Genomic DNA, 26,041 nt, shown 5'->3' on the forward strand with positions numbered 1-26,041 from the left:
AATTTCCTTTTTCATGGGTATGGCATTCCTGCCTCAAATAGAACTATGGATTAGGAAATGACAAAAAGAGGATTTCTCCTCTGACTTTTCGCACCACTTTTTTTAGTCACATATATTCATTTGAATTAAAATTACTGTTATAATGCCCTTGTCAGGTTATTCATGTAGCTATGTTAAAGGGAGGATCGGATGTTATCTCAATTCAACGACCATAGTCTTCTCCTACGTTCATTTGAAAAATCGCCAATTGGCGTGGCGTTTATTTCTTTAGATGGAAGCCTTTTTAAGGTTAATTCCTCTTTCTGCCAAATGTTAGGATATAGTGAAAGTGAATTAGTAGAACTCGGTGTCGCAGCCGTCACTCATCCTGAAGATTTACAGGCAGATCTGGCATTGTGGTATAAAGTGGTACAAGGTGAAATTGATGGCTATCAATTAGAAAAACGATATATACATAAATCTGGTGCCATTGTGTGGGGGCTTCTCAATGTTACTTTAGTCAGAAACCAGGAGGAACTCACTGGAAGTGACATATCCATCTGTCAAATTGTTGATATTACCAAACAAAAAAACAATGAAGAAGAGTATAAAAAGATTGAAGAACTGCACAAGCTTATTTCCGACCATTCACAGGACGTTATTTTGCGTTTAACGCCAGACGGCATCATCTCGTACGTCTCCCCAGCTGTTCGTAATCAGCTCGGATATGAGCCAGATGAGCTCATTGGAACATCTGCCTATGATTATTGGCATCAAGATGATATGAACTCCAACTTGTTAAAGAACGGATATGCTAATAACGCGGATAGCCGAATATATGTTTATCGTGTTCGGCATAAAAACGGTCAGTATATTTGGCAAGAAGCACACTCTAAAAGAATAAGAAATGCGGCAGGAGAGCTTCAACACGTAATCAGTATGGGGCGTGATATTACAGAACGGATGCAATCTGAAGAATTAATTCGCAGATCTGAGAAACTTTCCTTGGTTGGCGAACTTGCAGCTGGCATTGCCCATGAAATTAGAAATCCATTGACTAGTTTACGAGGATTTATGCAACTGTATGTCAAAGAGGATATTGACGGTACAAACAATTTACGTAATGAAGTCATGCTATCAGAAATTGATCGAATCAATGAAATAGTAAGTGAGCTTTTAGTGTTAGCTAAACCTTCAAATGAAGCTTATGAGCTAAGGAACGTGGTCCATGAATTAATTCACGTCATCACATTATTCGAAGGACAAGCCAACCTTTATAACGTTCAAATAAAGAAAGATTTTGATACCGAATTATCACTCATTCAGTGTCAGCGCAGTATCAATCAAGTATTTGTCAATATTCTAAAGAATGCGATTGAATCCATGCCTAAAGGCGGGGAAGTGGTCATACAAACCGAGCAAATCAACGGTAAAATCCACATTCGAATTCAAGACTCCGGCTATGGCATCCCACAAAGTGAAATAAACAAGATTGGAAGTCCTTTTTTTACAACGAAAGAAACAGGAACAGGGTTAGGTTTAATGGTTTCCATGCGGATTATCCAAAATCATAAGGGAACTATACGAATCGAAAGTGAAGTTGGGAAAGGGACTATGGTTGAAGTGATATTGCCAATCGTTACTCTTTCTGAATCCTAACTGAATGACGATAGGAGGCTGTCTCAAAAGTTGATCTAGACTTTTGGGGAACAGCCTCTTTTCGTTCATGACCTTTGAGTGATGAACCTACTTCTTTTACTTCCCTCAATCTAACTGGATTTTCTCCATCTATTTGAATCGGATTTCGCGAATCTGAATGGTTAACTGGATTTTCTGTAGTTAAATTCCTCCGATTTGCTCGTTTCTTCAAATTTCTAGCAAATTAGCTGTAGTTTTTCCATCTAATCCTGCAAACAGGTCAGATTTGGATAAATTAGCTGTAGTTTATACATCTAAACACGTAGTGGCAGCTATGAAGAATATCCCAGAGTTTAAAGGTTACTGCTTCACGTCTTCCACAAAAAGTAAGAGCTAAGCGTGAAAATTACCAAACATTATCGTGACACAAACCTGACTTCCGACCGCTGTCGAAGCAGCTCTCGAATTCCGTCTCCGATGCGCCGAATGCCGGACTCGATAAGTCCGTCCTCCACCTGTGAGACGCTCAACCGGAGGACACCCTCCTGTCGAAACTCCGGCAGATACATCCGCTGGGCAGGATCAACCCGGACCCCGCGCTCCAGCAGGTAGTCAGCCGCAGCTTGCGCCCGGAGCGATGCCGGCAGTCCGATCGTGGTATAGAAGCCGGAGGATGAACGGCTATAAGCCGTTCCTGGCGGTAAATACTTGCTGTAGGCTTCTTGCAGCAGCACCGCTTTCCGGCGGTAAATGTCTCGCATCCGGCCGATGTGGGCGGTGAACATACCGCTCTCGAGGTACACCTCCAGAGCCCCTTGCGTCAGCAGAGGCGAATGCACGTCAGCTGCGGACTTCGCCTGCAAGAAAGCCTCCCGCAGCCCATCAGGTAAGACAGCCAGCCCGAGACGCAATCCGGGAAGCATGACTTTGGAAAAGCTTTTGACATAGATAATCCGTCCGGACGGATCATACGCGAACATGGGGTCGTTCCTCGCATAGCCATCCAAGTCCCCCATGTAATCATCCTCGATGATGTACACATCATATCGCTGCGCGAGCTCAACCATGCGCTTACGGGCCTCGTTCGTGTGGCTGTACCCGGTCGGGTTGTGAAATCGCGAAACGGTGTAAAAGAACTTGACGTCCCCTTCCCGAAAGAACGCCTCCAACCGCTCCAGATCCATACCACCTTCCTCGTACGTGATGCCGTACACTTCGCCCTCATATCCCCGCAGCGATTCGATCATGCCGGGATGAACAGGCTGTTCCACGACGATGTTCCGCTTGCCGTTCGGAAAAGGTAGCCCCACAAGCACATTCAACGCCTGCTGCGAGCCTGTCACCACATAAATACGCTCTGGAACAGTAAATACTTGCAGATCCCTTAGATGCCGTGCCAGCTGGAATCGCAGCGATGCGAGACCCTGTCCCTCCGAATACGTGAACATATCTTCGCGATATCTCTCGATCGCCTCGTTCATGCAGATCTGAAAATCCCTGTACGGCATGGCACTTCGGTCCGGCCCCGCCCATTCGAAATCGATGACATCCTGTACCCCAGCTGCGCTTCCTACCTCTTCCCCGCCATGACGGCGATGCGCGACATAATAACCGCTCTGTGGTACAGCATAGATCCGGTGAGTTTGCTCGAGCTCTCTGTACGCCCGAATCACCGTATTGCGACTACAGGCGAACGCATCCGCCCCTTCCCGAATTGACGGCAGCTTGTCCCCTGGCATCCGCTTCCCAGCCTTCATCTCCTGCAAAAGTTGTTCCACAATCACTTCATACAGCATCTCCATTTGCACGCCTCCCAACGAACTGTATGGGTACAATCACCGCAAACGTCGGTGCAGCCCAGCCGTATATTGCTCTATACTCAGTGTTGTCGACACGAGCCTTACTACTATTTCATTATGAAGAAGCTGAAGGAGGAATTCAAATTGCTTACTTGGAAAAAGAAAAACAAACTCGGCCTGGCACTCGCCACCCTACTATTCGCCGGTGGTACGGCCCTTGCCGCACTTCCTGTGCACGCTGCCCCAAAAGAATCGAAGCTCCCCTGCCAGGAGCTGTTCCACGACATGCAAGGCACCCTCGTCATCAAAAACTTGAAGACAGACCGCACCTTCGTCTGCAATTCTGAAAGAAGCCAGCAGCGGTTCACACCAGAGTCGTCGTTCAAGGTGCCGAACGCACTCATCGGTCTCGAGGTGGCAGCCGTTCAGGATGAATATGACGTCAAGAGATGGGACGGCGTCGTCAGACCATTCGAGGTGTGGAACCGAGACCATTCCCTGGCTTCGGCGATGCGGGCATCCGCAATCTGGTATTACCAAGCGATGGCCAGGGACATTGGCGCCGAGCGGATGAAGAGTTATGTCAATCGCCTGCAATATGGCAATATGGATATTAGCGGGGGGATCGATACCTTTTGGTTGAACAGCTCGCTAAAGATCTCGGCAGAGGAGCAGGTCGGCTTCATGGAAGAACTGGTGGAAGAGACACTCCCTTTCCAGGAGCAGACGATGAAGACCGTCAAGCGTATCATGATCGATAACGACCAGGACGATTACACGGTGCATGGCAAAACGGGGACACGCCTGTCCGACATGGGACTCGGCTGGTATGTGGGTTATGTCGAGCGCGGGAAGACCGACTGGGTGTTCGCAACTAACGTAGACAGCAGCGGGACGACCGCTAAGACAGTTACAATGGAAGCCTTGAAGCGTCTCGGCATTCTATAATCACCGGCTGCCGTAACGAATCGGCAGCCTTTCTCCTTACACCTTTAGCTTCTTCAACTTTAATAACGCTTCAACAAAGTAATAATCCCCATAGATCAGCGAAGTGTCTACAAATATATTTTGCATGAAATATCCCGTCGCATGTAGCAGTAATCCCTCGGACTCCTCCTGCCAATCCGCATAGTGATGTGCGAGTGAATACAGAATCTCCTCCGCTGCTTGCTGATAAAGTAATTTCTCATCACCCATCCCGAGAGCGGAGATTTCAAGTAGTCCGGAAGCTGCAATAGCAGCAGCTGAAGAATCCCTAGGCTCCTCTGCCTCTTGGTCGGGCAGACGAAAATCCCAATATGGCACCTTATCCGCGGGCAAATGGTCCAGGAAGAAGTGCGCTACACGCTTTGCAGCAGCTAGATATTTCTCTTTGCCTGTATATCTATAGCTGAGTGCAAATCCATAAAGTGCCCAAGCCGCTCCTCTTGACCAGGCAGAATCTGCGGCATAGCCTTGCCCCGCCAACGCGCCCACACATGCGCCTGTCTCCGGATCAAAAGCCACAATATGATGAACCGATCCATCTTGTTGCATAAAATGATTGAGCACCATATCGGCGTGCCCCTCTGCCACATGACGATAACGTGGATCGGCAATCGTTGCTGAAGCCCAATATAAGAGAGGCAAATTCATCATACAATCGATGATTGCCCAGCCGCTGTGATCTTCGCCACCCCAGTTTGGCCATGCGCGAATGAAGGAACCGACAGGATTAAATCTTCCGGCAAGAAGATTGGCCGCCATCAAGGCGTGTCGTTTTGCATCCTCATCAGCCAGGAACTCATACTGCTTTATACTGCTTAGACCGAACATAAATCCCATGTCATGATGTAAATGCTCATATTCCCATAAGCTTAGACTCATTTGTCTTTCGCAATCTACAGCCAACGTTTTCAACCGTTCATTGTTCGTTTCACCATAAACCAACCAGAGTATTCCCGGCCAAAATCCGGCTACCCAATCATGGGCTGGCGAAGTGACGTAACGGCCATTTTCGGTTCCATTCGGAAACGATGCACCAATGTTATAACTTGTTTTTTCTATCTTATGAACGACCTGTTCCCAAGCCCTCTCTACCCATGTGTTGGCCATGATCTACGCTCCTTCATTCTTCTACACCTTACTGCTTCCGAAAGCCGTCAGGCGTCACGCCATAATAATGTTTAAATCGCCGAATAAAATGCTGTGGGCTTTGGTATCCGACTTTTTCTGTAATCTCATAAATTTTAAAAGACGTCTTTTCAAGCAGCCGCTTCGCTTCTTCCATCCGTGCATGTAAAATGTATTCGCTCAAATTTAAGCCCGTAATCTCTTTATATATTTTCGATAAGTAGACAGCATGCAAATAGACATGTTCACTAATGGATTGCAAAGTAACATCCTTGGATAGATTCTGCTCAATATATGCATGAATTTTATTGACGAGCTGGAGATGATTCTCATCATCAACGGACGAATCTTCCTCAATGAGCGCTTCGAGAATGAGGCTGCACCAAGCTTTCAATTGCTTCGCGGAATGAATCACACTGTGTTCTTTATGAACGGAACCGATGCCGATAATATCTTCCAAGACTTTGCCTTTCTTATGGGCCAAAAAGGTAAAGCAGCTCAATACATGCAGGTAGGCTTCTCGCAGATGGGCGCGGGAATCCGTCTGTTTTTGCTCTAATTCTTGAAAAATGGCATGAAATTTCTCATTCAATTTATCTAGATTGTTGCTATCCATCAGTTGAATCAGCATTGGGGATTGATACAAAGTTCGCAAAGGTTCCACTCCGCGGCTAATGACATGTTGCTTACTTAAAATAAATACGCCCTGTCGTTCCGACGAACTCATGGCTGAGGAAACAACCGAAGTGTAGCAAGCCTGGGCTTCTTCAGGAAATTGTGCCGGCGTAGATACGTAGATTGCCACCTTACCTTTGAGATACCGATTCACCTGCTCCAACAAAAGAGTCGCAATCGACAGCAGCCCTTCCTCGTGCCAAGCAGCACCTTCGGCATGCATCGGCTTGAGCATCAGGGTGACATTTTCTTGCGGCGCTCTCCTTGTCCACAGACTAAAATGACTTCGGAGCAATTCCTCTGCTATATTCGATACCGCATACTCTAATAAATGCATATCTGAGAGAGTATAAGATTCATAGAATTGCGAATCGAATTGTATCACGATGAATCGAATCTCATCGCCACAGGAAAATGGGATTTGATACATCTCCAGTTTCTCTATCAGTTGTTTAGGGGAGATTTTCGCGCCTTGCAAAAGATCATGCAATAAATTTTCTTTTAGGAGTGGTAAATTTTGATGCAGGATAGCATTGGCCTGTTCAAAGGCTTGCGAATGTTGTAACTCATTCTGACGCTTACTAATGATGCGGCTTACAGCGTCGATGAGCAATTGATCGCGCACAGGTTTAATCAGGTACTCCAGGGCATGCAGCTCGATCGCTTTCTTCGCATACTCAAATTCAGCATACCCAGTTAACAGAATGGCATCAATTTTCCGATTGGATTCGTTAACGCGTTCTAATAACTCCAAACCACTCATGCCAGGCATACGAATATCGGTGATGACAATATCAACGGGATGCGCCTCCAGAATAGCTAGCGCCCCTTGGCCTTCATAGGCTTTATAAATCGTGGTTATCCCTAACTCTTCCCAGGGTAACGTAACCGCTAACGTATCCACTTGATGCTTATGATCATCTACAATCAGTAATGAAAACATCTCCGAGCTCACTCCCCTGCTGCTTTCTCCCAGATCAATTCAATCCTTAATCCGCCTAGCGCCGAATTATCCAAACGCATACTTGAGCGTTCTCCAAAATAATAGTGAAAGCGATGATGAACATTCCAAATCCCCTTCTGAGGAGAATCATTCTGTTCATCTGCTGTCTTACGTCTAAGTTCTTGCAAGGCTTCCGCCGACAACCCTGGCCCATTATCCTCGATAATGAGCCGATAGCGAGGACTGTCATCCAAACCAACAATGGTGATAAGGCCGTTCATTGAAATCTCCTCAAGCCCGTGTACGATCGCATTTTCAATGAGGGGTTGAATGATTAGTTTGGGAATTTTCATCGCTTTCATCGTCTCTGGGACGGAAACAATATACCGAAATTTATCCAGCTGCTGATTCATAATATTCATATAATTAACAGCCAGCTCTAGCTCCGTGCCGAGTGTGGTCTCCAGCGTCTCATTCCGAGTCGTATATTTATAGTAGTCTCCCAAATTATGAGCCATTGCAATAACCGACTGAGGTTTGTTCATTTTCGCCATATTTACGATATACGCCAGGCAATTATAGAGGAAATGAGGATTAATTTGCGATTGAAGCTGTTTCATTACGGCTTCTCTAGAGCGAATTTCTTCTACATACACACGTTTAATCAACTCATCAATTTCCTTCGCCATGTCATTAAAAGAATCAAATAATTGTTTAAACTCATCCTTCCGCAAGCTTTGGATGCGATATGAGAAATTTTTGTTCTTGATATGCTCAGAGCTGCGTATCAAGATACGAATGGGTACCTGAATATAAAAATACAAGAAATAAGCAGCCACCATACCGAGTAATAGCAGTAAAAATAAAATGAGATAAAATAAATTGCGACTATGATTCACCGGGTTGAGAATTTCCTCCAGGGGCTCAATATCTACCAAGCTCCAGTTCAGCTTTTCAGATGGCAGCACATAGAGAATATACTTCTTTCCACTCAACTCAACGACCGTTGAACTCTTCTTCAATCCCTTTCCATCCTGGAAAGGAGACTTCTGCATCAGCTGCTGAATGAGTGTCATATTCGCTGTGCTGTTATACACAATTTGATTGGAGCTGCCATAGAAAAAGGCGTCACCGTTGCCGGCGATTTTAAACTCATCTAGTAAATTCGCAATATTTTTCGTAAAAAAATCAACACGGATAATGAAATCCGATTTCATGATATTCGTTGCTTCTGCCTGATACGGCGATATGAAAAATCGTGAAAACGCATCCATTTTGACACCGCTTATATCGACTTTCGTTAATTTCCAATTGGCTGTGTAATCCTTTAAGATCTCCTCTTGATTCAGTCCTGTTGAAGGTACCGTAGACAAAGCAAGATCGATTTTTGGAAAATAGAGCGTAATAATGTTCATAATTTGATTGGTCATGCTAAAAAGGTTGAGCTTGCTTTCAATGGATTGAACTACACTTACGCGATCATAACTGGCAGGAGGCAGTTCGCCGAAGGCGACTTTTTTAATTTCCGGATCTTTGGTGACGAGCGTGGCGTAGATCATATTCTGATCCAATAGGCTTTCAATTCGGTTGAGAAAGTACGATAGCTTCTCTTCATTCCGTGTATTAATTTGATTTTCAATGACATGTACACTTTGTTTATAGGAATAGGCGTAAAGGGCAAGAATGACGATTAAACTCATCACGATAAGAAGGATTACTCTCTTGATTAGATTCATTAGCCGGTGCTCCCTATCTTCCGTTTGCTCTATTATACCAATTGAAAGCTCATGATTGTAACAATCATACAGTGAAAACAGCTCCTAGGATTGCCCTAACAGCCATTTCACTTGGATTTATTCTTTTACCGACCCCAATGTCATCCCCTGTACGAAATACTTTTGCAGAAAAGGATACACAAGCAAGATCGGGACTGTACCAATAAAGATTAGAGCTGATTTTAAAGAACGTTCCGATAATTTATTCAAGTCCTCTGGATTAAGACCGATTTTTGTAAAATCAAAACTGGCAATTAAAGCTTGCAAAAAGGTAGCTAATGGAAAAAGCTCTGCTTTGTTCATATAAATCATGCCGTCAAACCATGCATTCCAATGAAAAACCATCGTAAACAATGACAATGTAGCAATAGATGGTAAAGAAATTGGCATGAATATGGTGAACAAGATTCGGAAATGTCCCGCCCCATCCATCATCGCAGCTTCTTGCAATTCCTTGGGAATTCCTCGAAAAAAATTCATCATTAGGACGACGTTGAAGACATTAACAGCCGAAGGCAAGATTAATGCTAGTAGAGAATTCGTTAGTCCTATTTTCTGAACGACCAGATAGGTTGGAATGAGTCCGCCGTGGAAAAGCATCGTAAAGACAAAGAACCACGCATAGAAGGTTCTTCCTTTAAAGTAAAGATCCTCTTTGGACATCGAATACGCTGCCAGCATGGTCAGAAACATCGTAAGTGCTGTTCCAAGCACCGTCCTGAACACACTGACTTTGAAGGCAACCAGAAAGTTATTACTGTTCAAAGCCTTCTCGTATGCCGTGAGATTAAAGCCGACGGGCCAAAATTTTACTAAGTAAGCTGTCGTCGCATAGTCTGAACTAAAGGATACAGCCAAGACATGAACCATAGGAAGAATGCAGAGAAAAGCGGCAATCGATAGAAAAATATAGTTCGAGAATTGAAACATTTTCGTGGAGAACGATAATTTAATCATAGCTATATCCCCTCAGAAAATCCTGTAATTTGCATATTTAGATGCTAATTTGTACGTCGTCGCAATGAGAATAAATCCAATGATGGACTTGAAAAATCCAACTGCAGTTGCGAAACTATACGAACCTTGTTGTAAACCAATCCGGTAGACATAGGTGTCAATAATATCGCCTTTGGGATATACAAGTGGATTATAGGTGTTAAATACTTGATCAAATCCAGCGTTCAGAATGTTGCCTAACGATAAAGTAACAATAACAATGGCTATAGGAATCACAGCTGGAATGGTAATGTGAATCGTTTTCTGCCAATTATTTGCACCGTCAATATCGGCAGCCTCATACATATTCGGGTTAATACCTGCCATAGCAGCCAAATAGATGATCGTACCGAATCCAAAATCCTTCCACACATCACTGACGACAAGGGTAAAGCGATACCAGTTTCCACTTCCCAGAAAGAAGATCTTATCCAAGCCCATCCCGACGAGAAGTTGATTGATCATCCCATTCGTAGACAGCAGATCCGTCAGGATGCCACCGAGAATGACCCAGGAGATAAAATGAGGCAAGTACACCAGCGATTGAATCACTCGCTTGAAGATGACGACACGAACTTCATTCAGTAGTAAGGCGAAAGTGAAAGGTGCAATGGCACCAGCGATAATTTTGAATACAGCAATGACAAGCGTATTCCAAATGACTTGCAAGGCTGTTGGATCGTGAAACATAAATGCAAAATGCTTCCATCCCACAAAAGGTGAGCCAAAAATGCCTAACCATGGTTTGAAGTCTTGAAAGCCAATTGCAAATCCGACCATCGGCGTATAGCTGAAAATGAGCAATAACACAACGGAAGGCAACAAGAACACATGTAGGGGCCACGTTTGTCTTAGATTGAGGAAGCCTTTTCTCTTTTTCAGGGGGATTGCCCTCTCTTGTAAAGCGTATTGTATTGTTTCCGTTTTCATCCAGTTCGTCTCCTATCGATCGTTAGGACTTCTCTATAAAAAGAAAATGCGGAGAACCCCAGTTACACCAGCACTCCGCATTTCTTATCACATCGTGGAACAATTACTTCAGGCTAGCTGTATACTCATTCACTTCTTTGGTAATTTGTGCCCCGCCTTGATCATTCCATTGCTTCACGAAGGTATCAAAATAGTCTGGTTTCTGTTTACCGTAAATGATCTGCAGGAACGCTTGCTCTTCCAAGGCAATGAGCTGTTCCCATTTGTCTTTCATGGTCGGCGTGTTAGCGCCGAAGAATCCGCTTTGCACATCTTTGTTCAGCTGCTGAAAGGCAACTGCAAAGCCATCAATCGTTAATTGGCCATTCTCAGCGGCTAGCTTTTGCTCAAAGATGTTGTCTTTCTTCCCAGCTGCGACCCGTTGGTAAATGTTAGGTCCAGACATGACGTTCGTAGGAGCTGTTCCTGATCCTGGCGACATCAACAGATAAGCATTCAGACTGAGCGTACCTTCCGGAATGTTCTTCCAATCCGGCTTTCCATCTTTCATCACAAAGTCATAGCCTTCGCCCTTACCATTTGCAAATGGACATTGGGCATCCTCAACGGAGCAGCCGTACATCGTATCCCAATACTTAAAGATGGCTTCCATATTTTTAAACCCTTCGCGGAAAACATAATTTCCATAGGACGGCGGTGATGCCTGCCTTCCCACCTCACCTTTGATTCCCGCTGGAATCGGATATGGTTTGAAATCCAAGGCTAGATTTTTGGTTTTGGCTTCTGTCACTGCCGTACCTACTGGCCAGCCGCCAGCCCATCCTGGCGCAAAAGCGATTCCAGCTTTACCTGAAGTAAAGTCTGCCATAGCTTTCGCTGCGTCTTGCGTACCGAAGTCAGGACTAATATACCCCTTACTGAACCATTCTTGTAATTTGCCTAAAGCATCCTTCACACTTGGCTTCGTTGAGCCGTATTGCAGCTTGCCATCTGTCCCTTTCAACCATTGGTAAGGCTGATCTTGACCAAAGATAAACGAAGCATCCGACATGAAGTTCATCGTTGGTTTATGGTAGCCGGTGTTTGCCCCGAAGGCCATACCATACGTATCTTTTTTTCCATTGCCATCAGGATCTTTGTTTGTAAACGCATCCATGACCGCTTCATATTCTTGCACATTCGTTGGTGCTTTGAGATTTAACTTCTTGAGCCAATCCTCTCGGATCCACATCACGGTGTTCCCTACAATTCCATTGGACAGGGTAGGCAACCCATACAGTTTTCCGTTTCGTTTGACCAAATTCCATACTTCCGGATTTTTCTGATAGGATTCTTTCACCCTTGGCGTTGCATACTTCTCGAAGGCCTCATCAATGGATTGAATTTTCTTGGAGGCAACAAGATCTTCAAACACGGTACCAGAGGCAGTGAGAACGTCAGGCAATGCTTCACCGCTTGTTAGAGCTAAACGAACTTTCGTTTCCAGCGCACTCGCATCCGTGACCACCCATTGATATTTCGTTACAATGCCTAGCGTGTCTTTAAACCAACGGGAGATTGGATTATTCTCAGGCGTGTCACCATTGCGCAGCTTATCGGATGGTTTTAGGGCAATCGCTGCTGTGATCGTAACAGGCGGATCAAACTTCGTTCGATCATTCTCCTTCGCTACAACTGCTGTGCTCTTCGTCGCTGCTGGACTTGCAGCAGGTGAAGTTGATGGACTAACTGCTGCGTTGGTACAACCTGCTAAAACGCTCATGCCAAGCACGATGCTTACTAATGCTTTTGGTGATGTGAACTTACGCTTCATGTTATTTGTATGCCCCCTTGTAAACTAACTATCTTACACTTTTATTATGGCATCCGGCCAAAAGGAATGAAATGATCGAGATTTAAGATCATGAACTTTCGTTAATCATTCACTTCACTGAAAAACTCGACCTTACCAATCTGTGGATTCCACACGTTGGCCGTATGCTGTTTGTAAACAATTTTTAAATACTGCGTACCTATCGGTAAATTCCCGCTGTAAGTTCTCTTCAACCACCTAACCAACAAATCGGTTTTCACAGGCGAAATCTGCGTATAGGTGACATTATCCCATGAACTATACAATTCAAAATCCGCCGATGGTTCATAGGTCCAGAACCACGTATCGATGGCGTAGGATTTCATATCCATCTCTGGTGCAGCCTTATAGACAATGTATTCGTCTGTATTCGTATTTCGCGCTAACCGGGAACCATCCTCACCAAATGCGACGGCATTGGAAGTGTCAAAGTAGAGATGGCTAGAATGATCGTACATCTTGCTGAAATTATACACATCATCGGTAACTGTGGCACTTGTAGGCGTCGGTACTTTACTCGTCAGAGTCACTTTACCAATCTGAGCATTCCAGCTATTCGCCGAGTGCTGCTTATAAATGATTTTCAAATACTGCGTCCCTCTAGGCAATGTGCCACTGTAGGTCACTTTATTCCAGGTACCTGTGACGGTTGCTTTAGCCGGCGTATAAACGGTATAGCTCACATTATCTGGAGATACAGCAAATTGAAAATCAGTAGAAGTCTCATAAGGCCAGAACCACGTATCCGCGCTAAAATTCCGCAGTTCCATGTCTGTTGCCGCTTGATACACAATATACTCGTCGGTGTTCGTAAGTCTGACTAATCGTGTAGCATCATCGCCAAATGCTTGAGGATTAGATCCGCTGATACTAAGGTTTGCGCTTCGTGCGAACATCTTGGTGTAGTCGTACACATTGTCAACGACTGTTACGCTCGTTGGAGCAGGCAATTTACTCGTCAATGTGACTTCAGCAAGCTGCGGGTTCCATACATTGCTGGTAGTGTGCATGTAAACAATTTTTAGATACTGCGTTCCCGTCGGCAGCGAACCGCTGTAATTCACATCTTTCCAGCCATTTGCGCCAACTACTTTAGCTGGAGTGAAAGCTGTATAGGTGACATTATCCTGCGAGCTGTAAAACGCAAAGTCAGTTACAGCTTCATTCGCCCAGAACCATGCCTTTGCTGCAAATTCAGTGATATCTTTATTCGGCAATGCTTTGTAAATGATATACTCGTTCGTGTTTTTGGTTCTGATTAACCGTGACGTATCACCAAGAAATGCTTCAGCTTGCCCGCGATCAAAACTTAAATTTGCACTGTGTGCGAAAGTTTGTGTGAAATCATCCAACACATCGACAATCGTATCTGGAATTGGGTCAACGGTATGCGTTGGAGGTGCTGTCGGTGTTGGCAAAGGCGTCGTAACAGCCGTGTTAATCTGCAGTTTTAATTTGTGAGATTTGCCATCCATAGCTTGGGTATTGATCTCAAACTTTATTGTAGGACTCAACTGTAGGAGGGTTATACTTGGGTCTTTTTCAATCACAGATAACCCAGCTTTATGAATTTCATACGTAACCTTAGCTTGCAAGTGTGTAGGATCTGAAACAGCGATATCTAAGACATTGCCTTGATCCTTTACCATCATGGAGGAGGGATTCGATGCCGTTAGATAGCCGAAAGTGCTAGGTGACCAGAAATTAGCCCCCAGTATTCCCAGTGTTTTCTCCTTCACAGCTTGCACGTTCGTATTGTTAACTAGGATTTCAATATTAGGGTTCGAGCTGTAACTCGCAGTTTCTGCAGCTGTTTTATTGGGCAGTAACACGTAGGCGTAATCCTGATAGAACGGATTGGTTCCATGATCTAACCAGAGTGTTAGATAATTTTTACTCAATACAGTCGTAGGTCCACCTTTATTGAGCTGTGACCAGCTGCCTTGGGAGACGTTTCTCGTCCCTTTTAAAGAAGTGGGCTGCGGGAAGTAGTAACCACCTGTTCCCTCCAAATACGCATAAGACACATTGTTCATCGTTTCTGTCCATCCTAATCCAGCAGGCTTCGTTACACCATTCACAACGAATTGCTCATCCCCTTTGACTTTTTTCGTCGCATGCAGAGGATCTAACACTGGCCCTGAAGCATCTGGGGCATATACTTGAATTTCAGAGACGTGATTGGACAGATCCGCATCATTTCCATGGAAAATGAATTTAATGTATCTGGCTGTTGTATCCAGGACATCATAGGCACGAATCTCCGAAGATAGGATCGTATTTTGGCCGCTGTACATAGGTGTCCAAGTTGTGCCGTCCACGGAGGATTGGATCTCAAAGGCATAATGCTTCTCCGTACCTTGCTCGAAGCTGATCCCTACGTGTCCTATTGCTGTAGGGCTGCCTAAGTCAACTTGCAGCCACTGACCATCTCCAGTTGCCGACCAAAACGTCCGAATATCATTGTCATTGACTGGTGGAACATCGCTTGAACCTAAGCTACTCGTCACCCCATTCACATTCAATGCCGCAACTGTAGGAAGGATAAGGAGATTGCCTGCCGTACATGGTGCATAGATTTGCACTTCCGTGATGCTGTTCCACGGCCCTGTCGAGTTCTGATGACCGATAATTTTGACATATCTGCCTTGGGTATCCGGAAAATCAACGATTTGTAGCTGTGCATCGCTCATGATACTAGAAGTTCCATTGAAGACCTGATCCCATACCTGCCCATCCTCGGAAACCAAGACTTCATAATTAGTCGTTCTTGCAGATTGAAGCATGAAGCTTATTCCCACATAGCCAATAGATTGTATTTTACCAAGATCATATTGAATCCATTGTCCATCTCCACTGGATGACCATCTCGAACCAAAGTTATTGTCAAACGTATTTTCCGGCACATTGCCATCGTTCACACTATCTGTCACCGCATACACTTTATGACGCAAGGGTTCGCTTCCAGTAGGTGTGGATGGAGGTGAAGTGGGATCGATGCCTTGTGTAACTTGTGTCTTCGTGAGCATTCTATTGTCAACGGTTGTCTCGATGGTTCGGTTGTCCGTACTTGTTATTCCTGTCCCAAGTGCAACCACTTCATCGTCAAACATAAACCAGGATTTCTTGGCTTTTAACGTACTGCCATATCCTTTATAGTCCAGACCAGCCGTTGCATATTGACCTAGTAATTCTGTACCTCCTGCCCATGTTTTGGGACTCAAATACCCTGCGCCTTCCTCATCAGCTCTTGGCATCGTATCCACCGTCGTTCCCGGGAGTCGGTACTTATTCACGGTCGGCCAGTAGTCGGTAAACTGAAGTGGATCTTTGTTGTAGAGATACGTCATGCCAGCGCCTGTGTACCAGCCTTTCAAATTCTCACCATTGGTCGCTTCATAAGTGCCAATGCGATGCGATGACATACTGACACCGAATCCAAACCCTGGACGAAGATGTAGCACCTGATCCATGCCAGCATAAACTTTGGTCTGCACCTTTTCATCTCTAGGCACTATGGTGTTATCACTCATAATGGCCTTAGCCATGACTGTTGTGCTTAAGTTAGCATCCTTGTAGAAATTAAACTGGGTATCAGCACCGATCCATGCTTTCACCATCGCTTTCATTCGCTGTGCATCAACCGTAGGAGCACTTTGAGCTAAGCGGATGATGGAAGCGATCACATTATGGCCAACAACATGATCTTGCTCATAATTTCTGGAGATGGCTCTCCCTCTTGTCATATCCATCATGGCACCGTTATAGATGAGCGGTTCATACGCGTCATAGATCCATTTGTACACATTTGCTCCGCCAGCATAGGTAGGCTGCCAAGGAGAACTATTCAATAAAAGCAGCAAATTCGTTAGTTCTTGCAGCAAACTTACCCCGTAGCTCCCCGTGTAAGCGTAAACATTATGTTGGATAAACGATCCATCCGTATAGAAACCATCCCCAGATGTCACATAATCAAACACCGGATTTAACGCATCTCTTGCTGACGTCAGCTTCGTGGCGGATTTTAGAATTACACCTCGCAAAGCAACCACTTGGCATTTCCAAACTAAGTTCGCCCCAGTCGGCACATATTGCGCGTTGTTCACTTTGTTCGGATCAGGGGAGAACTTCTCAATCCCTTTCATATAGTTGGTTATTTTTTGCGGCGTATTGATGAGATCGTCATACATGAGTACGACAATATCATTAATATGCAGAGGTGTACCTATTTCCCAATCCCACCAATTCCCATAGGCTGATTTACTTTCATTGTAGCGATTGGTATACATCCAATCCATCGCATCAATAATATCTGCCTTTAGATCCTGATTTCCGTATAAACTGGAACCCATCGTGCTGTACGCAAGCGCCATTCCCTTTATTCGAAGGTAGCTCCCTGTTATATGGGAAGAATCGACCGTGCTGTTCAAATCGCTCCATAAATAATTCTGATTCGGATTAATTTGCATCGTACTCCAACTGGTTTGATTTATACTGTTCAGCTTAGACGCTATATCCGGATCTGATGTGTCTAACGAAACTCCTCCTGTCAAATAATTCTTCCACCTGATCCGCATCGTATCATAATCATCATTTGTCGCGTGTACTTGTGTTGCCCCTAACAATCCTACAATCGCAAACACGACAACCATCAATAATAAATACACCTTCCATCCACTTCGTCTTACTAGCATTCATCAATCACCATCTTTCCCTAGAATAGAAACAGGTTCGTTTCCCCATCATTATTCCACCAGCGGCTAGTTATTGGATATGATCCTTTATGAAGATCATGAACTTTCGTTAACACATGTGGGTAAAATGACAAAAGCCCGCACCATCAAGGTACGAGCCTGCAACTTTTGTGTTCAATTTACACATTGCTCTTTTATATAGAGATCCCTTTAAGTTTCAATTCTTCACGTAAAGCATCCGCCATAATATCGTAGCCAATCACATGTGGGTGAAGTCCATCATCTGCAAGCCCATTGCGCAACTGGATGCCGTCGTCCGTAACCATCCGTGAATGGTAATCGACGTAGATGGCGCCATGTTCGCTAGCTACTTTTTGAAGGTCCTCATTTACACGGCAAATGCTAGCGTTTCGTATCGCATTATTTCCCGATTGTGGCATATTCGTTGGCAAAATAGAACAGATCACAGGTATAATTCCGTGTGCTTTTGCCTGTACAACCATGGCCTGAATATCATGAACAAGTGCTGGTATAATTTGCTCCGCAGTTCTCTTATGCTCAGTTATCGCGCCATCCAACGCCCAAAAATTGTTTACGCCAATTTTAATCACCACAACCTTCGGTTTCAGTTGAATGACATCAGCTTCAAATCTTCTTAACACATGGCTGCTAATATCTCCACCAATTCCTCGGTTTACAATATAACGACCGTCGCGTCCAAAATAGGCATTCAGCTCCCACATATGCGTAATGGAATCACCAATAAATACAAAATCAACAGGTACTTTGTGCGCAATCAAGACTTCATTACCTAAATCAAATTCTCCTCTGCGGCTATCCGCTGCTGCAGCCGTTGCAAAGAAACCTGGTTTTACTATTTCCACACGTTGTAATGTCATATTTCATTCCCCTTCCGATTGACTTTGGCGTGACATGGAGTAAGGCCAATGTCTATTCTCTACCTCTGTATTCGTCGGTGTGTCCGACATGGCAAACTGGATGACAGCACCATTCATAAGTTGATCATGCGAAAAAAATAAAGACAGATGCCGTTGCTTGTTGACATGCACGCTTTCTACATAACGGTGACTTTGAGCGTTGTGATCGGCTTCTATCACAATCTGTTTACCGTTCTCCAAGTGAAGGGTCATCCGCTCAAACATCGGACTCCCAATCACATACTCAGGCACACCGGGACATAACGGGTACATCCCCATGCAGGCAAAAATGTACCAAGCGCACAAACTCCCGTTATCTTCATCGCCGGGCAAGCCATCAGGTGCAGAACTAAATAGCTCCTCTGCCGTTTTTCTAACCCAGAATTGCGTCCTCGCAGGCGAGCCTACCGCCGCAAAAAGATAAGGGATATGAAAGCTTGGTTGATTGCTAATTGCAAATTGTCCAAAGTTAATTGAAGCCATTTCCGACATTTCATGGATTTCAAAACCATAGCTGCCCACTTTAAATGAGGGTTCCGTCGTCATTAACTCGCTCATTCGAGCTAAGAATATTTCTTTTCCTCCCATTAACTCTGCTAATCCAGCGATATCGTGTTGAACAGCCCAACTACACTGCCAGGCACCACCTTCACAATAGGCACCTCCCCACTCCGTCGGGTCGAAGGGCTCAACCCAACTGCCATCTGTCTTTCTCCCTCTCATAAAACCTACGGAAGGGTCCAATAATTGGGCATAATTCGTTGCCCTATTCATGAGAAGCGTATAGTCCTCTTCTTTTCCTAAACTTTTCGCCAGTTGAGCAATACAAAAATCGCCATATACATAATCCAATGTATTGCTGACACTCTCGTGGAACTGATCCCCTGGCAAATACCCATATTGTTGGTAAGCACGAACACCTTTTCTTCCGAAATGGGCATCTTCCGCCGCTTGACTGGCATGCTTCAGTAATCCTTCATAAGCCGACTGCGCGTCATACCCTGCTATCCCCTTGACTGTCGCATCTGCAAAGACTGCATCAATTAACGTACCCGGCATTGCACTTCGTTCGCCAGGTGAAGACCACTTCGGCATCCAACCACCTTCCTTATAGGCGTTTACGTAAGATTCTAAGATTTCGCCTAAACGAGATGGACATAACAGACTGAACAAAGGATAAGTGGTACGATACGTATCCCAAAATCCATTATCACAATACATCGGTCCTTGAACGATTTGACCGTTGTATGGACTGTAATGCACCTTATCCCCCTTCTCTGTAAACTCATGCCACATCCTAGGAAACAAGCAGACACGGTATAAGCACGTATAAAAAGTGCTTAATTTATCTTCATTTGGCTCTTCCACTTGTATGCGATTTAGCATCTTTTCCCAAGCTTCGGCTGCTTCTGTTCGTACTACATCGAATGACTTTGAACCAATTTCCTGTGAAAGGTTGCTTATCGCTTGCTCCAAACTAATAAAGGAAGTGCCCATTCGAAGATTAACCTCGCCTGAATGTGGGAGTTTAAGTCCAATAAAAGCACCCGTACCATCTCCTACTTCATGTAAGCGTAGGGATGCTTCGCCATCCCCATCCCAAATACCGCTCGCTTGCACATCCAACTCACAATCCAAGTCAATCACATAATACATCGCAAAATTCTCAGGAACTCCACCCGAATTCGCACGGGTATACCCAGTTAACCTGCTGCCGTTAGGGTCTATGGTGATGGATGACTCTCCCTTAAATGGCGCAACAATAACCCTCGCCTCTTGCAGATCCTCAAACGTTATTCGCATACTTGCACAACGTTCTGTTGGACTCAGTTCGAATAACGTGTTATAGCGTTGGAGCCTTACACGGAAATAATCGGGCCTAACCGTCATCTCTTCACTTCGAAAAGAGGACGATCGCTTGGCAGCCTCCAGGGCAAGTGGACCGGTTTGCGGCATAATCGTTAGGTGTCCATAGTCCCCGATCCATGGGCTTGGCTGATGCGTCAGTCGAATTCCTTCCAAATGACGATGTGAGGGATGAAAAAACCAGCCTCCGCCTCCTTCATCGGTTTGAGGACTCCATGCCGTCATGCCGAAAGGTCGTGCAACTAGCGGAAGTGTATTCCCATTGGAGAAACGAAAGGTAGAAGCTGTACCCTGCAAAGGATTTACATAGTGCAAAACATCCATCATCATAACAACCTTCCCATTGAGTGTGTTTTCTTCATTCTAATGACTCCTTGCCATCACTTCCTATCAATATTATGGAAAGTATCTCATTTTTTAAGATTTTAGATTATGATACAAGTAATCGAGATTCTATTAAGGGCGTGATTCCTTCCATGATTCCTTTTAACCTGCCTGGAGATCAAGAACTGCACGAAGCCTTTCCTTATACTTTCAAAATTCATAAACTAACTGCCGATATCCCTCCGCATACGCATAATTTTCTTGAATATACCTACGCTTTTTACGGCAGCGGCACAGAAATTATTAATGGCATCGAACGTCCTATCGGGCCTGGTACCTTCACACTGCTGCTTCCGCATCAAGTGCATCAAATCCGAATAGTGCGAGGTCAAGAACTGCATCTATATGTTGGAGCCATCGGACTGCAAGCCATCTATAGTTCTGATGAGTCTACGGCAGCTTTTAGCGATTTACTGCTTCGTGCTGGCACGGAAGGTGAGCCTTCCTACCAGTTGGAGGATGAACTGTCCAAACTGCTACTTCCTATTTTCCAGAGCATGCATCAGGAAATTCTCAGCCATCAACCTTTAAGCCAACTCATGTTCAAAACGAAACTAACGGAAGCTTTCATCTTATTAGAACGCAATTGCTTTGCTCACCCAGACACACCAACACAAACAACCCCTAAACATAGAAAGGGGAAAATGTGGGAGATTATTCTCTTTGTCTACCGACATTTCCGAGAAGACATTAAACTGGAAACGTTGGCCGAACGCTTTTATCTAAGCGTCCCTCATATTAGCACTTCTTTTAAATCACTCATTGGCGACAACTTTCATAATTTTCTAGAAAAAATACGCATATCGCACGCTTGCAGTTTGCTCATTTCTAGCAATATCCCCGTGACCTCTGTCTGTTTCGAGGTCGGGTTCACTTCCTATTCTACCTTCTCGCGCGTATTTAGAGAACGGCTTACCATGTCCCCGTCTGATTATCGCAAGCTCAATCATGGTCATGGTTCGAACTAGTAATTTGGCCAAAATCGAATCAAACGGTTGAATGTTAGCAAAAAAAAAAGAGGGTGTTTACAGGAGTAAACACCCTCTTTTCATTTAACCCTCTTTCGGTACACAAGGTAAGAATATTGCCTCACCAGCAGCAACCGATAATAAACTGCAACTATTTCCAGGAAATAATGCAGATAGATCCACCTCAAAGACTCGATCCGACTCCGATAAATTGGTCAAGCTAAACCCTGAAGACGTGTATTCATAAGCGATCTGAAAATGGGATTGCTGCAATTCAACTCGCCCATAACTTCGCAGTTTGGGTTCAATTCTCAAATCAGCCTCCAAAGAGAACCTTATCCCTACATATTCATGGATGAATACCCAGGAGAAGACACAAGGATATTCATAGTAATGGGCCGCACCATGCCAATCCTTCCCGTCCACATAGTAAACATAATCCATATCATAGCGTTCTCCCATGATGTAGCTTTCTTTGGCTGCCTGCTCCGAAACACGCTGCAATTGTCCAGCTAGCATGTCCCGATCTTTTTTCCAGGACCAGAAGGCTGCATCCCAGCACCAATAGCGTCCCGCTGCACATAAGTCGTACGGTCCGCCATCGCCAAGCTCAGTGTCTGTATAGTGCTCGATTTCAGCAGCCACAAAGCTAGGAAAGCGCTGAAACGCTGTGCGTTTGGCATCCATCAGAGCCATAACTGCCTTTTCCTGTTCTGCGGTAGCATAGCTGAACATAACCGGCAATTCATTGGCTAATAGATGAATATGATCATGTACTTCGCCATGGCGATCAATCCAATCGACAAATCGGCGATTAGCGGGATCCCAGTAGCCGTTTGGCAGTGGCTCAACCATAACCTCTGATAAACGTGATGCTATTTTAGCGTAACATTCCGCTTTATCTTCACGTTGTAAGTACTGCTCTAATTGGCTGAGCAACTGAAAGGAATTGGCAGCAAGTGCCGTAGCCAACGATTCCCGTCCATCCTTCATCACCTGATCTTCGTAATACACATCTGACCACAACCGCCCTTTGCGGTCGATATAGGCCTCAATTCCGCTGGCAGCACCTTCAAGATCTTCGATATGTCTGCTTAGCCATTCTCTATCTTTTGTTACAGCCACATAGAGCCAAGCTGATTCCACAACTTCAACGTTGCCTGTAATGAGGAACATGTTCGCATTCGCTTTGCCATCCAGGGAATTTCGCCGTACATGATACTCTCTAGTTCCATCTGGTTGAACAGCGCAAGGGTTCCTCCACAACTCTTGGGGATCTTCCCTCATGAGCTTGAATTGCAGCTCCATCATTCGACGAATAACTGCGGTATCCAGATCATTGCCCCAGGCCATTCTCCCTTTAATTTGAAACTCATGATCCACATCAGGGTAAGTCCCTGCGTATACATCCTTCATGAGCGTACTCAATACGAATCCATCCGATTCCGGGTAATCAGCCGCTTTCGTCTTTTCAATGACAGTAGGGAGCATGGTTCCCCAATAAAAAGCAGCCAATGTTTTTCCCAGTTGTTCCCCCTGCTCAAAGTCGAATCTATACCGGTTACCAAAACAATCCGCATGAGGTCTGCACTCAAATGGTATTAACTCACAATGTTCAGAAGTAACATGCACCCGAATCTCTTGCTCAGGATCTGCGATAATTCGAATCGTTCCTTCTGCTCTAATTAGCCATGAGTTATCGGTTGAATGAGGATCTTGGGGCAATACCCAAGCATAGGAATCCCCCTCAAGATCCATCCCCCCTTCATCCATTGGGAGAATATACCATTCCCTAGTTTTTTGCAGAACAAATGAAGGCCCGAAGCCAAAGCAAAGCTCAATTGTATGTGTTTCTTTTGCACTTATCTTCCAAATTAAGTCTTCCTCATGAACCGACTCCGCCTTGATCGATTGAAGAATGCCGAACGGAAGCTTGTGCTTGATATTTAAATCAGAAAACAACGTCATCGTCTCAACTCATTTCGTATGTAGTTTCTCAAGACCAGATGGAAGCCATTTCCCATACGCAAAACGTCTGCAACAGAACGTCTTCCTTGCCCAAAGCAAAGAGACTTACCCCATCGCTGGATACCAGAGTTGGATATATCCTTGCGGTTAGGCATTGCGTATCGTTGATAAACACCTCTAACACCGAATGATCTAAGAAAAGTTGTACCTTAACATCGTGATTCGCAGTAAAATCCAACGTACCACTTACCCTTGATTTATCAGGCTGCTCTGACAAGCTGGATCGCAATCTATCTATGGAGACTTTCCCTTTCTCAGGTTCGAAAATAAGAACCGTTTCCTCTTCACCCTTAGGTGATCGGAGCAGTTTAATTCCGAATGGCTGTGCATCTGCTTCCATATGAAAAAGAGCGGTCATTTCCAATGCCCGTCCATGAATTTCAAGGGGCTCATTACCGGAGAGAATTCGCTTATTGTCAAGCCGATACTCATTTCTTCTCAGTATCTGCAATTCAACTGCCGGCTCCATGCGCAACGTCTCATCAGGTGCCAAAGTCAATACACGAGGTATGGATTGCATACCTGCCCAACCCGCATTTCCTTTGAATTCGCCTCTTGCAGCTTCAGGTATCCAGCCCCACAACAGACGTCGGCTATCCGGACCTATCATACTGTTGGGCGCATAGAAACCATCCGAACCACTGCAATCCATCACACCACGAATCTCAGACGTAAAGGAGTAGTCCGAGTTCCATGTCCCTATCGCATACTTCACTTGACCCGCAGGCGAGTATATCAATACATACTTATTTCCAAGTTTAAAGAAATTCGGACATTCCCAGATTCCCTCCGTGCCCTCATCAAGTTTATTCAAAAACTGCCACTCTGTTAAATCCGAAGAACTGTAAATCAACGCACACCCCTTGTCCTCGTGGATGCCGCCAACTACCATGTACCATACGTCCCCTTCCTTCCAAACAAAGGGATCCCGCCATTCTTTAATTTGCATATCACCATGAGCTTTCAGACTTAATACAGGATTCGCACGATATTTCTCCCAGCTCAGCATACCGTCACGACTGGTCGCAAGCCATTGCTCAGGTCCATCGGTTGCACTCCGTTCACCAGCTCCGATACTTGTATAGAGAATTGTCGGCACGCCATCATGATCTACGGCACAGCCTGAAAAACAATGAAGCTCCCCCAATTCGTGCGAAGGAGTCAAGGCTATCGCCAAATGTTCCCAGTGTACCAAATCCTTGCTTTTGGCGTGTCCCCAATGCATGGTGTCCCAATGATCCGCATACGGGTTGTATTGGTAGAAAAGATGATATTCTTGATTCACATATAACAACCCATTCGGATCGTTCATCCAATTGTTCTCAGGAAGAAAATGATAAATTGGTCGGTATAGATTCATTTCCGCATTCCCCTTTTAATGTGATACGGCTATAATTTTGCTGCCACCTTAACTTTGCGTACTCTGCCTAATAATAAGCTTAGGTTCCAACACCGTCACTTTCTTCACCTTTTCCTTCTCGATCAACCTCGATAAAATTTCCATCGCTCGAATCCCGAGTCGTTCACTATGCTGTGACACCGTTGTGAGTTCAGGGTTCATCGCCGAAGAAAGCTGCGTGTCGTCAAATCCGGCAATAGCTAGGTCTTCTGGTATTCTGACACCATGAGAAATAGCCGACTTCATCGCGCCAATGGCCGTATAATCATTGATACAGAGAATAGCTGTTGGTCGATTGGTCATCGTCATAAATCGATCCATCAAATGATGACCATTTTGCATGGAAAATCCGCCAAACAACACATTTTTCTTGTGAAAATGGAGATCATTCAAAGCTAGAGTAGCTCGGAAAGCTCTTAACTTTTCTAACGTCGTCGTCGTTTCTGAATTTCCTCCAAGAAAGCCAATATGACGATGCCCTTGATTAATAAGATGCTGCACAACAAGCTGCGTACCTGCATATTCGTCTGTTTTAACTTGGTAACAGGGGTTTCCGGGAAGGCTTCCGTTGATCAAAACAATCGGAATTCTGCTCTGAATATTCACGACTTCCTGCACGAGGGCATCTGGACAGTGACGTGCATTGACGCGTCCTCCCATGAAAATGAGCCCCTCTACTTGTCTTTCACAGAGTTGACTCAAATATTCCGACTCTCGATCGAAATTGCTGAACGTGTTGCAGAGAAAGAGGGTATAGCCCAATTTCTGTGCAGCGATTTCAGCCCCTCCGAACACTTCTGGAAAAAACATGTTGGTACTGTCCGGAATCAACATGCCGATCATCCCTGTTTTCTTATTCACCAAACTCCGTGCGAGGGCATTGGGCTGAAACTTATGCTTCTCGATAATGGCAATGATTTTCTGTCTGGTCGATGCCCGCACAGGGGCTGTATCGTTCAGAACACGTGAAACCGTTGCAACAGAGACATTCGCTTCGCGGGCAATATCATAGACCGTGACAGATTCCAATACAGACACTTCCATTTCATCAATGTAACCATGATA

General features: G+C 44.8%; 16 protein-coding genes. 3 read left to right on the forward strand and 13 right to left on the reverse strand.

All coding sequences use genetic code 11. The features are described 5' to 3' along the window. Positions 1 to 189: 189 nt before the first annotated feature. Positions 190 to 1,638 (forward strand): PAS domain S-box protein, encoded by a 1,449-nt coding sequence (locus J2736_RS08785; protein WP_310225560.1) that lies wholly within the window; start codon positions 190 to 192, stop codon positions 1,636 to 1,638. A gap of 395 nt (positions 1,639 to 2,033) precedes the next feature. Here the strand turns inward: J2736_RS08785 and J2736_RS08790 are convergent, their stop codons facing one another. Beyond that, positions 2,034 to 3,419: an aminotransferase-like domain-containing protein gene (locus J2736_RS08790; protein ID WP_310225561.1), complete on the reverse strand. Its 1,386-nt coding sequence runs from the start codon at positions 3,417 to 3,419 to the stop codon at positions 2,034 to 2,036. A gap of 114 nt (positions 3,420 to 3,533) precedes the next feature. Between J2736_RS08790 and blaOXA the strand changes: the two genes are divergently transcribed. Further along, positions 3,534 to 4,364 (forward strand): class D beta-lactamase, encoded by an 831-nt coding sequence (blaOXA, locus tag J2736_RS08795; RefSeq protein WP_310225563.1) that lies wholly within the window; start codon positions 3,534 to 3,536, stop codon positions 4,362 to 4,364. A 36-nt stretch (positions 4,365 to 4,400) separates the two neighbouring features. On the opposite strand, the gene J2736_RS08800 is transcribed toward blaOXA, so the two are convergent. The 9 genes from J2736_RS08800 to J2736_RS08840 form a co-directional block, all read right to left on the reverse strand. Further along, positions 4,401 to 5,510 (reverse strand): glycoside hydrolase family 88 protein, encoded by a 1,110-nt coding sequence (locus tag J2736_RS08800; RefSeq protein WP_310225565.1) that lies wholly within the window; start codon positions 5,508 to 5,510, stop codon positions 4,401 to 4,403. 28 nt (positions 5,511 to 5,538) lie between these two features. Further along, entirely contained in the window at positions 5,539 to 7,146 is a 1,608-nt protein-coding gene (locus J2736_RS08805; RefSeq protein ID WP_310225567.1) for a response regulator transcription factor, read from the reverse strand. Between the two features lie 8 nt (positions 7,147 to 7,154). Beyond that, a complete protein-coding gene (locus tag J2736_RS08810; protein ID WP_310225569.1) occupies positions 7,155 to 8,882 on the reverse strand; it encodes a sensor histidine kinase in 1,728 nt (575 codons plus the stop codon). 117 nt (positions 8,883 to 8,999) lie between these two features. Next, positions 9,000 to 9,878 carry a carbohydrate ABC transporter permease gene (locus J2736_RS08815; protein WP_310225571.1) on the reverse strand — a complete coding sequence of 293 codons (879 nt, stop codon included), beginning with the start codon at positions 9,876 to 9,878 and terminating at the stop codon, positions 9,000 to 9,002. Positions 9,879 to 9,890: 12 nt separating this feature from the next. Next, on the reverse strand, positions 9,891 to 10,847 hold the full coding sequence (locus J2736_RS08820; RefSeq protein WP_310225572.1) for an ABC transporter permease: 957 nt from the start codon (positions 10,845 to 10,847) through the stop codon (positions 9,891 to 9,893). A 103-nt stretch (positions 10,848 to 10,950) separates the two neighbouring features. Further along, on the reverse strand, positions 10,951 to 12,660 hold the full coding sequence (locus J2736_RS08825) for an extracellular solute-binding protein (protein WP_310225574.1): 1,710 nt from the start codon (positions 12,658 to 12,660) through the stop codon (positions 10,951 to 10,953). Positions 12,661 to 12,761: 101 nt separating this feature from the next. Then, on the reverse strand, positions 12,762 to 17,393 hold the full coding sequence (locus tag J2736_RS08830) for a polysaccharide lyase family 8 super-sandwich domain-containing protein (protein ID WP_310225576.1): 4,632 nt from the start codon (positions 17,391 to 17,393) through the stop codon (positions 12,762 to 12,764). A 194-nt stretch (positions 17,394 to 17,587) separates the two neighbouring features. Next, entirely contained in the window at positions 17,588 to 18,292 is a 705-nt protein-coding gene (locus J2736_RS08835) for a GDSL-type esterase/lipase family protein (protein WP_310225578.1), read from the reverse strand. Positions 18,293 to 18,295: 3 nt separating this feature from the next. Beyond that, complete coding sequence (locus J2736_RS08840; RefSeq protein WP_310225580.1) at positions 18,296 to 20,527, reverse strand: GH92 family glycosyl hydrolase; 2,232 nt, start codon at positions 20,525 to 20,527, stop codon at positions 18,296 to 18,298. A gap of 146 nt (positions 20,528 to 20,673) precedes the next feature. Here J2736_RS08840 and J2736_RS08845 point away from each other — a divergent pair, with 146 nt between their 5' ends. After that, a complete protein-coding gene (locus J2736_RS08845) occupies positions 20,674 to 21,549 on the forward strand; it encodes an AraC family transcriptional regulator (RefSeq protein ID WP_310225582.1) in 876 nt (291 codons plus the stop codon). 84 nt (positions 21,550 to 21,633) lie between these two features. Here J2736_RS08845 and J2736_RS08850 read toward each other — a convergent pair whose 3' ends face one another. From J2736_RS08850 to J2736_RS08860, 3 genes are read right to left on the reverse strand one after another with little or no spacing between them, the layout of a single operon-like run. Beyond that, a complete protein-coding gene (locus J2736_RS08850) occupies positions 21,634 to 23,517 on the reverse strand; it encodes a glucosidase family protein (protein ID WP_310225583.1) in 1,884 nt (627 codons plus the stop codon). Between the two features lie 28 nt (positions 23,518 to 23,545). Next, complete coding sequence (locus tag J2736_RS08855) at positions 23,546 to 24,937, reverse strand: glycoside hydrolase family 32 protein (RefSeq protein ID WP_310225585.1); 1,392 nt, start codon at positions 24,935 to 24,937, stop codon at positions 23,546 to 23,548. A 48-nt stretch (positions 24,938 to 24,985) separates the two neighbouring features. Next, positions 24,986 to 26,020, reverse strand: coding sequence for a LacI family DNA-binding transcriptional regulator (locus J2736_RS08860; RefSeq protein WP_310225586.1), 1,035 nt, complete (start codon positions 26,018 to 26,020; stop codon positions 24,986 to 24,988). Positions 26,021 to 26,041: the final 21 nt, after the last annotated feature.

This window comes from Paenibacillus qinlingensis (assembly GCF_031455095.1).
Classification (GTDB): domain Bacteria; phylum Bacillota; class Bacilli; order Paenibacillales; family NBRC-103111; genus Paenibacillus_E; species Paenibacillus_E qinlingensis_A.

Coding starts and splice junctions, on each gene's coding strand:
- J2736_RS08785 (WP_310225560.1), top strand. CDS start 190: ATGTTATCTCAATTCAACGACCATAGTCTTCTCCTACGTTCATTTGAA.
- J2736_RS08790 (WP_310225561.1), bottom strand. CDS start 3,419: ATGGAGATGCTGTATGAAGTGATTGTGGAACAACTTTTGCAGGAGATG.
- blaOXA (WP_310225563.1), top strand. CDS start 3,534: ATGAAGAAGCTGAAGGAGGAATTCAAATTGCTTACTTGGAAAAAGAAA.
- J2736_RS08800 (WP_310225565.1), bottom strand. CDS start 5,510: ATGGCCAACACATGGGTAGAGAGGGCTTGGGAACAGGTCGTTCATAAG.
- J2736_RS08805 (WP_310225567.1), bottom strand. CDS start 7,146: ATGTTTTCATTACTGATTGTAGATGATCATAAGCATCAAGTGGATACG.
- J2736_RS08810 (WP_310225569.1), bottom strand. CDS start 8,882: ATGAATCTAATCAAGAGAGTAATCCTTCTTATCGTGATGAGTTTAATC.
- J2736_RS08815 (WP_310225571.1), bottom strand. CDS start 9,878: ATGATTAAATTATCGTTCTCCACGAAAATGTTTCAATTCTCGAACTAT.
- J2736_RS08820 (WP_310225572.1), bottom strand. CDS start 10,847: ATGAAAACGGAAACAATACAATACGCTTTACAAGAGAGGGCAATCCCC.
- J2736_RS08825 (WP_310225574.1), bottom strand. CDS start 12,660: ATGAAGCGTAAGTTCACATCACCAAAAGCATTAGTAAGCATCGTGCTT.
- J2736_RS08830 (WP_310225576.1), bottom strand. CDS start 17,393: ATGCTAGTAAGACGAAGTGGATGGAAGGTGTATTTATTATTGATGGTT.
- J2736_RS08835 (WP_310225578.1), bottom strand. CDS start 18,292: ATGACATTACAACGTGTGGAAATAGTAAAACCAGGTTTCTTTGCAACG.
- J2736_RS08840 (WP_310225580.1), bottom strand. CDS start 20,527: ATGATGATGGATGTTTTGCACTATGTAAATCCTTTGCAGGGTACAGCT.
- J2736_RS08845 (WP_310225582.1), top strand. CDS start 20,674: ATGATTCCTTTTAACCTGCCTGGAGATCAAGAACTGCACGAAGCCTTT.
- J2736_RS08850 (WP_310225583.1), bottom strand. CDS start 23,517: ATGACGTTGTTTTCTGATTTAAATATCAAGCACAAGCTTCCGTTCGGC.
- J2736_RS08855 (WP_310225585.1), bottom strand. CDS start 24,937: ATGAATCTATACCGACCAATTTATCATTTTCTTCCTGAGAACAATTGG.
- J2736_RS08860 (WP_310225586.1), bottom strand. CDS start 26,020: ATGGAAGTGTCTGTATTGGAATCTGTCACGGTCTATGATATTGCCCGC.